The sequence below is a fragment of the Pseudomonas sp. NFX15 genome (genome assembly GCF_049132105.1).
Taxonomy (GTDB): Bacteria; Pseudomonadota; Gammaproteobacteria; order Pseudomonadales; family Pseudomonadaceae; genus Aquipseudomonas.
This window is the reverse complement of record NZ_JAFMPV010000002.1, coordinates 189,940-202,538: the sequence shown is the minus strand read 5'-3', so window position 1 is coordinate 202,538 and position 12,599 is coordinate 189,940. Positions and strand designations below refer to the sequence as shown.

Below are 12,599 nucleotides of genomic sequence, written 5' to 3'. Positions count from 1 at the left end.
GGCGCTCGAAGGCTTGTGCGACAACGCCGCCAAAACCCTTGGTTCTCATCATTTGAAATACATTGCCTGGCCGATCCAAACCTGCAGGAGTGAGCCTGCTCGCGAAAGCGGCGTGCCAGCCACACTAATGTCGCCGATCCGCCCTCTTCGCGAGCAGGCTCGCTCCTACAGTGTCGTGTTAAAACGCGGTAACACCGCCGTCCACGGCCAACGAGTGACCGGTGGTGAATGCCGCGCCGTCGCTGCACAGGTACAACACCGCGCTGGCGATCTCTTCGACTTTGCCGATGCGGCCTACCGGGTGCATGGCATTGGCGAATTCGCCTTTTTTCGGGTCGGCTTCATAGGCACGCCGGAACATATCGGTGTCGATCACTGCCGGGCAGACCGCGTTGACCCGGATTTTTTTCTTGGCGTATTCGATGGCGGCCGATTTGGTCAGACCGATCACCGCATGCTTGGACGCGGCGTAGATGCTCATTTTCGGTGCCGCTCCAAGGCCTGCGACCGACGCCGTGTTGACGATGGCACCGCCCCCTTGCGCCAGCAGCAACGGCAACTGGTACTTCATGCACAGCCAGACGCCCTTGACGTTGACGCCCATGATCGCGTCGAACTCGTCGACGGTGCCTTCGGCCAGTTTGCCTTTTTCGATTTCGATGCCGGCATTGTTGAAGGCGTAGTCGAGACGACCGTAGGTATTGATCACTTCGTCCATCAGATTTTTTACATCGCTTTCCACGGTCACGTTGCAGCGCACGAAGGTCGCTTCGCCACCGGCCGTACGAATCAGCGCAACGGTGCCCTCGCCCCCCGCCGTGTCCATATCGGCCACCACGACCTTGAGGCCCGCGACGGCAAACGCCTGGGCGGTCGCGCGGCCAATGCCTGCGGCCCCGCCTGTCACCACAACCACCTGGCCAGAAAACGTCATGCTCATCGTTAGGTCCTCAAAAGAAGAATGCGGGGAATCGCGTTCCACCAGTCTAGCCATGGAGGTATTGAACACGGCAGCACTATCAAGTCTCCGGTTGGGCGCCCATGAGTGGCAGTGATGGAACTGCCGTACCAACTATCACTGCACTGGATCCATCGGCATTCGCCGCATCAGCCGTACTTGCGGCATCGTCGCTGAACGGCTATCAACAAAGCTTCATTCATCTTGAGTGCCTGCCATGAGTTCCCAGACCAATCGCCAATTCCTGCTCGCCAAACGCCCGGTCGGCGCGGCGACCCGTGAAACCTTCACCTATCAGGAAGTACCGGTCGGCGAACCGGCGGCAGGTCAGATCCTGGTCAAGAACGAATACCTGTCCCTGGACCCGGCCATGCGCGGCTGGATGAACGAGGGCAAGTCCTACATCCCGCCGGTAGGTCTGGGCGAAGTCATGCGTGCCCTGGGTGTCGGCAAAGTCGTTGCCTCCAACAATCCCGGATTCGCCGTCGGTGATTACGTCAATGGCGCCATCGGTGTACAGGATTACTTCCTCGGCGAGCCGCGAGGCTTCTACAAGGTCGATCCGAAACTGGCACCACTGCCCCGCTACCTGTCCGCACTGGGCATGACCGGAATGACGGCCTATTTCGCCCTGCTCGACGTCGGCGCGCCGAAGGCCGGCGACACTGTGGTGCTGTCGGGCGCGGCCGGTGCGGTGGGCAGCATTGCCGGGCAGATTGCCAAGATCAAAGGCTGCCGTGTCGTCGGCATCGCCGGCGGCGCCGACAAGTGCAAGTTCTTGATCGATGAACTGGGTTTCGATGGTGCAATCGACTACAAGAACGAAGATGTGGTCGCCGGCCTCAAGCGCGAATGCCCGAAAGGCGTCGACGTGTATTTTGATAACGTGGGTGGCGACATTCTCGACGCCGTGTTGAGCCGTTTGAACATGAAGGCGCGGGTGGTGATTTGCGGCGCCATCAGCCAGTACAACAACAAGGAAGCGGTCAAGGGGCCGGCCAATTACCTGTCGCTGCTGGTCAACCGTGCGCGCATGGAAGGCTTTGTGGTGATGGACTACGCCGCCCAGTACGCCAGCGCTGCCCAGGAAATGGCCGGCTGGATGGCCAAGGGGCAGCTCAAGAGCAAGGAAGACATCGTCGAAGGGCTGGAGACTTTTCCGGATACGTTGATGAAGCTGTTCAGCGGCGAGAATTTCGGGAAGTTGGTGCTGAAGGTCTGACAATCCCCTGTAGGAGCTGGCTTGCCAGCGAACGCGTCACCGCGGTTATTGAGTCAAACCTCAGTGAAGCATTCGCCGGCAAGCCGGCTCCTACAGGTGGGCGATTAAGCCAGTTCGGCCACAACGTCGGCCAAGGCTTTGGCCGGATCTGCTGCCTGACTGATCGGACGGCCAATTACCAGGTAGTCGGAACCGGCATCCAGTGCCTGACGTGGGGTGAGAATGCGACGCTGATCGTCCTGCGCGCTGCCCGCCGGGCGAATCCCCGGGGTCACCAGTTGCAGCGACGGGTGCGCGGTTTTCAGGGCCTGGGCTTCCAGTGCCGAGCACACCAGGCCGTCCATCCCGGCTTTTTCCGCCAGGGCGGCCAGGCGCAGCACCTGCTCTTGCGGCTCGATGTCCAGCCCGATACCGGCCAGGTCTTCACGTTCCATGCTGGTCAGCACGGTCACGCCGATCAGCAGCGGCTTCGGCCCGCTGCGCTGGTCCAGCACTTCACGGCACGCCGCCATCATGCGCAGGCCGCCCGAGCAATGCACATTGACCATCCACACGCCCATTTCCGCCGCGGCCTTCACCGCCATCGCCGTGGTGTTCGGGATGTCATGGAACTTGAGGTCCAGGAACACTTCGAAACCCTTGTCGCGCAGGGTGCCGACGATTTCCGAAGCGCAGCTGGTGAACAGTTCCTTGCCGACTTTGACCCGGCACAGTTTCGGGTCCAACTGATCGGCCAGCTTCAGTGCGGCGTCACGAGTAGGGAAATCCAGGGCGACGATGATAGGAGTCTGGCAGGCGGACATGAGTGGGCTCTCAGGCAAGTCGAAATCGGCGCGCATTGTAGCGGAACCAGCGCCGCTGCGGGACCCGATGATCGGTAAATCGTCGCGACGGCTCAGGCAAGACTAGCCCTTGAAGCCATTGTGTCGAGTTAGATACACACACGACACGCCCGCAACACCCGGTCCCGCTACCCTCGGCAACCGCAACAGGTCCTTACAACAGCACTTCCCGCCTCCGGGCCGGACGCCTATGCTGGAACCACAACCTCGCAGCCCATCTTTGTGGTTGGCAGCCTACCTGGCAGATGAACGCACGCATGCACAACACCCAAGCACCCATGAACGACGACCAAAAAACGCTCGGCGACGACAAACGCTGGAGCATTCGCGCCCTGATCGTCGACGATGACGTCCCGATCCGCGAGTTGATGATCGACTACCTGGCCCGATTCAACATCCACGCCAGCGGTGTCACCGACGGCGCCGCGATGCGCCTGGCGATGCAGGCGGAGCATTTCGATGTGGTGGTGCTCGACCTGATGCTGCCCGGTGAAGACGGTCTGTCGCTGTGCCGCTGGCTGCGCGCCGAGTCGGACATCCCGATCCTGATGCTCACCGCCCGCTGCGAACCCACAGACCGGATCATCGGTCTGGAACTCGGCGCCGACGACTACATGGCCAAGCCCTTCGAGCCGCGCGAACTGGTAGCGCGGATCCAGACCATCCTGCGTCGGGTGCGCGACGACCGCACCGAGCAGCGGGCAAATATCCGTTTCGATAACTGGCGCCTGAACAGCGTGCTGCGCCAATTGATTGCCGACGATGGCCTGGTGGTGCCGCTATCCAACGCCGAATTCCGCTTGCTCTGGGTGTTTATCGAGCGTCCGCGCCGCGTCCTCAGTCGTGAACAATTGCTCGATGCCGCTCGCGGCCGCTCAATTGAAGCCTTCGACCGCAGCATCGACCTGCTGGTGTCGCGTCTGCGCCAGAAACTCGGTGACGATCCCAAGGCACCACAGCTGATCAAGACCGTGCGTGGCGAGGGTTACCTGTTCGATGCCCGAGACATCGGCTGATGCGCGGGCGCTTCGATACGCTGTTCGGCCGCCTGTTTGCGGTGCTGATGCTGGCGATCGTTCTTGCCCACCTGCTGGCCTTTGTCTGGTTTCACCATTACGGCCCACCGCCACCGCCACCACCGCCCGAGTTTTCCGAAAGCCTGGACGGGACACGCCCGCCGCTTGATCCACGCTTCGAGAAACGTCCGCCGAGGCCGTGGTTCGGCGGTCCGCTGGTGCCGCTGACGTTTCAACTGATTTCGCTGATCATTGCCGCCTGGTACGGCGCAAAGCTGCTCAGTCGACCGATCCAGCGCCTGAGCGACGCCGCCGAGCGCTTGAGCGAAAACCTCGACAGCCCACCACTGGAAGAGTCCGGGCCTCGGGAGGCGCGGCAAGCGGCGCATACCTTCAACAAGATGCAACGACGCATCCTCGAACAGGTCAAGCAGCGCTCGCGCATGCTTGGCGCGGTATCCCACGACCTGCGCACGCCGCTGTCGCGGCTCAAGCTGCGGCTCGAAAAAGTCGACGACGACAAGCTGCAAGGCCAGATGCGCCAGGACCTCGATGACATGATCAGCATGCTTGACGCCACCCTCACCTACCTGCACGAGCAACGCACCCATGAAGCGCCGCAATGGATGGACGTGCAGGCGCTGGTGGAGTCGCTGAGCGAAAACGCCCAGGACCAGGGTGCGAACGTCGAGGCCAGCGGTCACTGCGCCCCGTTGCAAGTGCAACCGATGGCCTTGCGCTCGAGCATCAACAACCTGATGGACAACGCCCTGCGCTATGCCGGGCAGGCGCTGATTACCCTGGAAGACCATCGCGATCACCTGGTGATCCGGGTAATCGACCGGGGGCCTGGTATTGCCGCGCAACAACGGGAAGCCGTGTTCGAACCCTTCTTCCGCCTCGAAGGCTCGCGTAATCGCAATTCCGGCGGCGTCGGCCTGGGCATGACCATTGCGCGCGAGGCTGCGCAACGAATGGGTGGGCAACTGACCCTGGAAGAAACGCCGGGTGGTGGCCTGACCGCGGTGATTCGCCTGCCGCGTGCCTGAACACCCCCGCCGAACCCTTGTGAGAGCGAGCCTGCTCGCGAAAGCGGTGTATCGGGTAGAGCCATGTTGAATGTGATGGCCTCTTCGCGAACAGGCTCGCTCCTACAAGGGTTTTCGGTGAATAAGACTGCGTGTGTACCACTCGGTACAAACTCCACATACCCGCGACAACTCGCCCCTTGAGTCTGCATAAGCCGGTACACCACCGGTTTTTCTTTCCAGGGAGTGAGCCCGATGATCGGTAGCATCAGCAGCAATTACTCGAACTACACCAGTACCAGCAGCACCACAACCAACAGCGCCCGCCACCAGCAGTTTCAGAAACAACTGATGGCCAAGCTCGACACCAACGGCGACGGTACGGTGGATCAGGACGAACTCAAAACCGCCCTGACAGAGAAACCCGATAGCCGTCTGCTGAACAACCTGAGCAAGAACTTTGCCGACCTCGACACGGATAGCAGCGGCAGCCTGAGCAGTGACGAAATGGCGGCGATGGCGCCTCCACAGCGTCCGACGGGCGACCAGGCCCCCAACACTGAACTCGCGGATGCAATGATCAGTGCCCTGGACACCGACGGTAACGGCTCCATCAGCAGTGACGAGTTGAGCAAAGGCCTGTCCGGTGCCGGCAGTAGCGCCGATAGCACACAGATCTTCTCGGCCCTGGACAAAAATCAGGACGGCAGCATCAGCACGGATGAACTCGCCGCCAGCCTGGCGCCCCCTCCTCCACCGCCACAACAGGTGTCCAGCGACGAACTGTTCAGTCAGCTCGATACCGACGGTGATGACAGCATCAGTGTCGGCGAGTTGAGCAGTGCCTTGCAGGCCAGCAACAGCAGTTCATCGACCAGCACCGATACCAGCGCCGCACTGCTCAAGGCACTGGACACCGACAACAGCGGTGGCGTGAGCAGCGATGAACTCAAAGCGGCGCTGCAGGCCGGTCGTGAGCAAAGTTCCGGGAGCACCACCGATCAGTCGAGCGTGAATGAAGCGCTGCAAAAGATGATTGCCAACCTCAGCAAGCAGTATTCGCTGGATAACGTGGCGAGTGTGGGCAAGCACTTGAACGTGGCAACCTGAGTCAAAAGCTTCGCGAGCGGGCTCGCTTCTACACTGGTTTTGTGATCGACACAGATCAATGTAGGAGCGGGCTGGCCCGCGAAGAGTCCTCCAACAGAACTCGAGTTTCAGGGCTGGCGATCTTCCACCCGCGCCTGGGTCTTGCTCCAGTCGATCAGCAGGCTGTAGGCCACCGCCAGCAACGTCGGGCCAATGAACAGGCCGATAAAACCGAAGGCAATCAACCCGCCAAACACCCCGAGCAAGACGATCACCAACGGCAGGTTGCCGCCACGGCTGATCAGGTACGGCTTGAGCACGTTGTCGACGCCGCTGATGACAAAGGTGCCCCAGATCCCGAGGAAGATGGCCAGCCCGTACTCGCCTTTCCAGGCCAGCCACGCGGTAGCGGGAATCCATACCAGGGGCGGCCCCATCGGGATCAGGCTGAGCATGAACGTGACGATACCGAGTACCAACGCCCCCGGCACGCCGGCAATCAGGAAGCCGATCAGCGCCAGGATCGCCTGGGCTGCCGCGGTGCCGATGACGCCGTTCACCACCCGCTGCACCGTGCCCGCCACCAGCTCGATGTAGTAACCGGCCCGTTGGCCGATCAGCCGCTCCAGCAAGGTGTGCACGAACGCAGCCAGGCGCGGCCCGTCACGATAGAAAAAGAATACGAAGACGATGCTCAGGGTCAGTTCGAGAATACCGCCGCCGATCTGCGCACTGCGCGCCAGCAACCAGTTGCCCACTTGCCCCAGGTAAGGCTTGAGCGAGACCATCATTGCCGCGCCTTGCTCGTCGATGCTGTTCCAGATCCCGACCAGCCGCCCGCCCACCAGGGGAATCGAACCCAGCCACACCGGCGCTTCGGGCAGCCCCTCGACCTGCGCATCCTTGATGAAGGCCGTGGCATCGCGCACATGATCGGCCAGGTTGAAGCCGAGCCACACCAGCGGCGCCGCCACCAGTAACATCCAGCCCAGCGTCAGCAATGCCGCCGCCAGCGACTCGCGGCCGTTGAGCCAACGGGTCAGCAAGCGCATCAGTGGCCAACTGGCGAACGCCAGGACCGCGCCCCAGAACATCGCCGACCAGAACGGCGCCATCACCCAGAAACTCGCGCCGAACAGAACCACGAGCAGGATCTGCACCAACAGGCGATCGTTATTGATCATCAAAAATCTCGAAAAAGTCAGTCAACGAAAAAGTAGGCGAACGCGCCATACGCGCTCGCCGGGTACAGCCTACCGCAATAGCTCGATGTGCAGGCCAGAGCCTTCGACGCTGCCGGTTTCCATCCGCGCGGTTCGCACACCCTGAGCAATCAGGGCCTGGCGCCAGGCTTCGGCATTCGCACCGGAAATATTGACCCGCAAGGTGGTGTCCAGATTCAGTCCGCGAGAAATCAGGCGCAACCAGGTCTCGTCAGGTGCGCTGGTCAATGTGGGAAAATCAAGCTCGCCGGTGCTCTTGAGTTCACGCAACAAGGTCGCCGAGGTCGGCAACAGTTCGCCCAGCGGCGCCGACGCTTCGAACTGCTCGACGTGCAAGTAGGCTTTGCGATTGCCACGGGTAATGCTGTACAGCGCGACCAGCGTGTTGTCGCGTGGTGCCGCCAGTCGCAGTAACAAATAGGCTTGTTGATCGTCGGCACCGTACAGCTTGGCGTTGCCGAAGACTTCATTGGCCCAGAGGCTGCTTTCACCGCAATCACGCGCCTGGCACCAGAACAGCAACCCTGCGCCCTGTTTTTGCAGGGCCTCGCGAGCCGCGGTGAAGGCTTCGGTAGAGGAATGCTCCGGTGGCAACTCGTACGTCACCGAGGTGACGTTACCGCGGGCACTGACCTGACCGTCGAAACGTAGCTGGCCGCTGATTTTACGGATCGAACCCATGGGGTAGACCCGCTCCAGCTCAGCGCTGGGACGATAGTCGACAATCTGTGCGTCGACCATGCGCGGCACCATGGGCAGGTCTTGGCTGCCCGGGATATCGGCGGCGAACAACAAGGGACTGAAACTGCACAGCACCAGCAAACTGAAGGAGCGCATGGATAGGCTCATCGGATCAGCATGGCGTGGGCACCGTGGGTGACACTGGCGTCATTGCCGCGTTTGCTCACCTGCAAACCACGGTCATTCGGGGTCGCAGCGGTGTAGAACTCTGTCATGGTTGTCTCCCTTTTCAACCCGCACAGCCTCGACAGTTGCCCGGCGCAAGTCAAGGAATGGCGAAGAACCGATTGAAACAGTCTGCGACAAGGTCGGCGCCAGGTTCGTCATTGAGGTGCAAATGATGGCCGCCGGGCAGCTGTTCACGGCTAAAGGGTAGACGTTCCAGCAATTCAGGGTGTTTGGCGAGCATGCCGTCGGCGGCAACCACCAGTTTTGCCGGGCATTTGACCCGCTGGGTGAAGGCCATCGCCTGCTCGGTGGTCAGACGCACCGGTGACGGCAGCGTGAGACGGTTGTCGGTGCGCCAGGTGTAGCCGCCCGGGACCGGCATCAAGCCACGCTGGGCGAGCAATTCGGCGGCTTCGCGACTGACAGCCACCAGGCCCTTCATTCGCGCTTCAATGGCGCGATCGAGGGTTTCGTACACCGGTTTGCGCTTTTCGCGCAGGTCCAGTTGCGCCTGCAACGCCATGCCCATGCGCTCGGCAGCGTTATCGCCTTTGTCTGTAGGAGGAATCACGCCGTCGATCAACGCCAGGTGAGTCACGCGCTCGGGCATCGAGCCGGCGATGATCACCGAGGCGATGGCCCCCATTGAATGGCCCAGCAGGGCAAATTGCTTCAACCCCAACTGTTCGGCGACCTGCAGTACATCGTGGGCATAGTCCCACATGGCGTAACCGGCCCCCGGCGGGCGATGACCGGAATGACCATGACCGGCCATGTCCAGGGCAATGATGCGCAGGCCTTTGAGCTTCGGTGCCAGGCGCGCGAAGCTGTTGGCGTTGTCCAGCCAGCCATGCAGGGCCAGCACTGGCAAGCCGTCTTCAGGGCCGAAAAGGTGCGCCGCCAGCTCAATGTGCGGCAGGCTCAGGCGGACTTCTTCGACTCTGTGATTCATGCGCAATCCTGTTGCTGGCGACCGCTCCAGCGGCTGAACAGGTCTTTGATCAGCCCGGCGGTGTCCAGCGGGCTTTCAAGCGGAAACATGTGGCCGCCCGGCAGGGTCATGGACTCGCCCTGCGGCAGACGGTCGACGAAACGGGTGTGATGACGCATCACCACGCGGCTCTTGTGCCCGCGAACCACCGCCAATGGCACTTTCAGGCGCCGCGTGCTGTCCGGGCTGGTGTGCGGCACGCCGCGGTAGATGCTGATTTCCGTGGCCGGATCGAACCGCAGGCGCAGCTTGTCGCCGACCGGGTGCAAACCATGTTGTAGATAGGCCTCGAAGCAGTCCGGGTCGAAACCACGAAACAGCGCTTTGCCGGCGAAATACTTTCGCGCGCTGTCGAGGTCGGAGAACTCCTCACGACGACCGAGGGTCCGGCCAGCCGGCGTCAGGCGATCGATGAAACCAAAGCGCTTGGCCGCGCGGATCACCCAACGGTCGGTCAGGGTCAGCACCGGCGAGTCGAGCATTACCACGCCGCGATACAACTCGGGGCAGCGCAAGGCCGCATGCAGGTGCAACACGCCACCGAACGAGTGACCGACGCCCCACACGGGCTCGGCCTGTTGTTGCAAGTGGTGGATCAGCTCATCTACCAGGTTGTACCAGTTGTCGTCCGCCGGGAAACGCGGGTCGTGGGCGTGCTGCTCCAGATGCGTCACCTGATACTCGGGTGCCAGCGCCGCAAACAACTTGCCGTAGGTGCCCGAAGGAAAACCATTGGCGTGGGCGAAAAAGATCTGTTGCGACATACCTGCAAATCCATGAGCGAGAACAGGCGTTGATTGTCCGCAAGACCGCGTCCTGCAGCAATGACCGTAACTGACAGGAATGATGACAGTCCGGTCAAAGCCATGGGCTGAATTGTGTGGCGTGTGAACGTGCTCGCGCCCGACTGTAATGCGGTCGCCATCCGGTTGGGGCCGCTTCGCAACCCAGCGGGAGCCAGCTCCCTCGCCACAGAAAATCCATCTGACGCAAAAAACTCACTTAACGTGCCGGTGGATTTTCACCCAGCGGCACTACCGCCATAGTCAATCGCGACACACAACTGGCCTTGCCCTCGTCGCTGGTCAGGCGAATGTCCCAGACGTGGGTCGTGCGGCCGATGTGAATGGGCTTGGCCACCGCCGTCACCCGCCCGCTGCGCAGGCCGCGCAAATGGTTGGCGTTGATTTCCAGGCCCACGCAATAGAACTTGCTGGCGTCGATGCACAGGTAGCTGGCCATGGAACCGACGGATTCGGCCAGCACCACCGAAGCCCCGCCGTGTAGCAAGCCGTAAGGCTGATGGGTGCGGTGGTCGATGACCATGCTCGCGGTCAGGGACTCTTCGTCGAAAGCCTCGAAACGAATGTCCAGCACTTCGCCGATGGTGTTTTTCTGGATGGCGTTCAACTGTTCGATGTTAGGAGTGGTGCGCCACAGGCTCATCGCAGGGATTCCTTGTTGGTGTTGTTCGTGCCTCAATCCTGCCACAGCACGGCTTCGCTGCGCTCGCTCCATTCTTCGAAGCGCTCGCCATAGGCGGCTTCGATGACGTTGCGCTTGATCTTCAGCGTCGGCGTAAGAAAGCCGTTTTCCACCGCCCAGCTGTCCTTGACCACCACCAGGCGCCGTAGCCGCTCGTGTTTGTCGAGAACGCTGTTGACCTCCTCCAGCAGTTTTTCCAGGCTGGAATGCAAGCCGGCACGCGCCGCGCCGCCAGCATCCTGCTGACCCACCGCCGACAACACGCACAAGCCCAGTGGGGCGCTCAGGCCGTCGCCGACCACGCAGACCTGCTCGATGCGCGAATGCACGGCCAGGCGATTTTCAATCGGCGCCGGAGCCACATATTTGCCTTTGCTGGTCTTGAAGATTTCCTTCAGGCGCCCGGTCAGGCGCAGATTGCCTTCAGTGTCTGTTTCGCCCTTGTCGCCCGTGCGCAGGAAGCCGTCCTCGGTAATAGTGGCGGCGGTTTTTTCCGGCTCCTTGAAATAACCGAGCATCGTCGCGCCGCTGCGCACCATGACCTCCCCGCTCTCGGCGATCCGCACTTCGACTTCCGGGCACGGTTTGCCGATCCAGCCGGGCTTGTGCTGGCCCGGCATGCAGATGTGCGAATAGCCACAGCTCTCTGTCATGCCATAGACCTCCAGCACATCCAGCCCCAGCTTGCGGTACCACAGCAACAAGGTCTGCGGCACCGGCGCGGCGCCCGACAAGGCAATGCGCAAGGCATCCAGCCCCAGGCCGGCCAAGACTTTATGCCCGACGCGCTTGCCGATAATCGGCAGGCCGAGCAGGAAGTCGAGGCGTTTTGCCGGGATCTTGCTGTACACGCCCATCTGGAATTTGGTCCAGATGCGCGGTACACCAAACAGTGCGGTGGGACGCGCACGCTGCAAATCAGCCAGGAACGTATCGAGGCTCTCAGCAAAAAACACGGTTTGCCCGGTATAGATCGACGCCAGTTCGACGAACATGCGCTCGGCCACATGGCACAGCGGCAGATAGGACAACAACCGGTCCGACTCATTGAGGCCGAACAATGAAGTGCCGTGCGTGGTGGCGAACCCCAGGTTGCCGAAGCTGTGCATCACGCCCTTGGGCATGCCCGTGGTGCCGGACGTATAAATGATGGTCGCCAGTTGATCGGCGGCAGGTTTCGGGTCGTCCTGGATCGGCGAGCTGCGTTGCAGGTCGGCCCAGCTGAAATCGAACGTACCGGGCGGGTGCAGCGGCAGGCTGATGGTCGGTAAATCAGGACGGACGCCACGGGACATGCTCGGCCAGTCGTCGAGTTTACCGATGAACGCCAGCGCCGCTTGCGAATGTTCGAGCACCTGGGAAACCGATTCGGCGGTGAGGTTGGGGTACAACGGCACCGAGACATGCCCGGCCATCCAGATCGCCAGGTCGGCAATGATCCAGTGCGCACAGTTCTTTGAAATCAGGGCGATATGGCTGCCTTGCGGCAGTTCCCGCGCGCGCAACCAATGGGCCGCGCAACGGGCCTGGTGACCGACGTCTGCCCAGGTCAACGTCTCGACCTGGCCGCCTCCGACCGGCTGGACCAGAAAGCGCTGGCGGGGATGACGGGCCTCACGCTCGTAGAAAACGTCCAGTGGCAAACGAAAAGCAACAGACATGACCCGCTCCTGTTTTTTTTGGTCTGGAGCAAGCGTAGTCAACCAAGCAAGTGCTTGGTTGACTATTTCACGCAAAAAATTTCAGACGATGAAAAACCTGTGGGAGCGTGGCTTGCCCGCGATGCAGGCACCGCGATTTATCGGGCAAACCGCGGCGATGCCATCGCGGGCAAGC

General features: G+C 61.5%; 12 protein-coding genes. 4 read left to right on the top strand and 8 right to left on the bottom strand.

From position 1 onward, the window contains the following. Positions 1-178 precede the first annotated feature (178 nt). On the bottom strand, positions 179-940 hold the full coding sequence (locus tag J1D76_RS03065; protein ID WP_421136971.1) for an SDR family oxidoreductase: 762 nt from the start codon (positions 938-940) through the stop codon (positions 179-181). Positions 941-1,175: 235 nt separating this feature from the next. On the opposite strand from J1D76_RS03065, the gene J1D76_RS03060 reads away from it, so the two are divergent. Then, entirely contained in the window at positions 1,176-2,180 is a 1,005-nt protein-coding gene (locus J1D76_RS03060) for an NADP-dependent oxidoreductase (RefSeq protein WP_421136970.1), read from the top strand. Positions 2,181-2,284: 104 nt separating this feature from the next. Here the strand turns inward: J1D76_RS03060 and pyrF are convergent, their stop codons facing one another. Then, entirely contained in the window at positions 2,285-2,983 is a 699-nt protein-coding gene (pyrF, locus tag J1D76_RS03055) for an orotidine-5'-phosphate decarboxylase (protein ID WP_320401455.1), read from the bottom strand. A gap of 296 nt (positions 2,984-3,279) precedes the next feature. On the opposite strand from pyrF, the gene J1D76_RS03050 reads away from it, so the two are divergent. The 3 genes from J1D76_RS03050 (at position 3,280) to xopAW (ending at position 6,176) form a co-directional block, all read left to right on the top strand. Beyond that, positions 3,280-4,038, top strand: a complete 759-nt coding sequence (locus J1D76_RS03050) for a response regulator (RefSeq protein ID WP_421136969.1) — start codon at positions 3,280-3,282, stop codon at positions 4,036-4,038. Then, positions 4,038-5,087 carry a sensor histidine kinase gene (locus J1D76_RS03045; RefSeq protein WP_421136968.1) on the top strand — a complete coding sequence of 350 codons (1,050 nt, stop codon included), beginning with the start codon at positions 4,038-4,040 and terminating at the stop codon, positions 5,085-5,087. The genes J1D76_RS03050 and J1D76_RS03045 overlap by 1 nt, the downstream gene beginning before the upstream one ends. Positions 5,088-5,321: 234 nt before the next feature. Continuing rightward, a complete protein-coding gene (gene xopAW / locus J1D76_RS03040; RefSeq protein ID WP_421136967.1) occupies positions 5,322-6,176 on the top strand; it encodes a XopAW family type III secretion system calcium-binding effector in 855 nt (284 codons plus the stop codon). 107 nt (positions 6,177-6,283) lie between these two features. Here the strand turns inward: xopAW and J1D76_RS03035 are convergent, their stop codons facing one another. The 6 genes from J1D76_RS03035 to J1D76_RS03010 form a co-directional block, all read right to left on the bottom strand. Next, positions 6,284-7,339 carry an AI-2E family transporter gene (locus J1D76_RS03035; RefSeq protein ID WP_421136966.1) on the bottom strand — a complete coding sequence of 352 codons (1,056 nt, stop codon included), beginning with the start codon at positions 7,337-7,339 and terminating at the stop codon, positions 6,284-6,286. Positions 7,340-7,408: 69 nt separating this feature from the next. Next, the gene (locus J1D76_RS03030) at positions 7,409-8,215 is read right to left on the bottom strand and encodes a DUF4892 domain-containing protein (RefSeq protein ID WP_421136965.1); all 807 of its coding nucleotides are present in this window, start codon (positions 8,213-8,215) and stop codon (positions 7,409-7,411) included. Between the two features lie 169 nt (positions 8,216-8,384). Further along, positions 8,385-9,239 (bottom strand): alpha/beta hydrolase, encoded by an 855-nt coding sequence (locus J1D76_RS03025; RefSeq protein ID WP_421136964.1) that lies wholly within the window; start codon positions 9,237-9,239, stop codon positions 8,385-8,387. Further along, positions 9,236-10,042 (bottom strand): alpha/beta fold hydrolase, encoded by an 807-nt coding sequence (locus J1D76_RS03020; protein WP_421136963.1) that lies wholly within the window; start codon positions 10,040-10,042, stop codon positions 9,236-9,238. Before J1D76_RS03020 ends, J1D76_RS03025 begins: the two co-directional genes overlap by 4 nt. A 238-nt stretch (positions 10,043-10,280) precedes the next feature. Continuing rightward, entirely contained in the window at positions 10,281-10,724 is a 444-nt protein-coding gene (locus J1D76_RS03015; RefSeq protein ID WP_095056564.1) for a hotdog fold thioesterase, read from the bottom strand. A gap of 32 nt (positions 10,725-10,756) precedes the next feature. Beyond that, positions 10,757-12,424, bottom strand: a complete 1,668-nt coding sequence (locus J1D76_RS03010) for an AMP-binding protein (protein WP_421136962.1) — start codon at positions 12,422-12,424, stop codon at positions 10,757-10,759. Positions 12,425-12,599 lie beyond the last annotated feature (175 nt).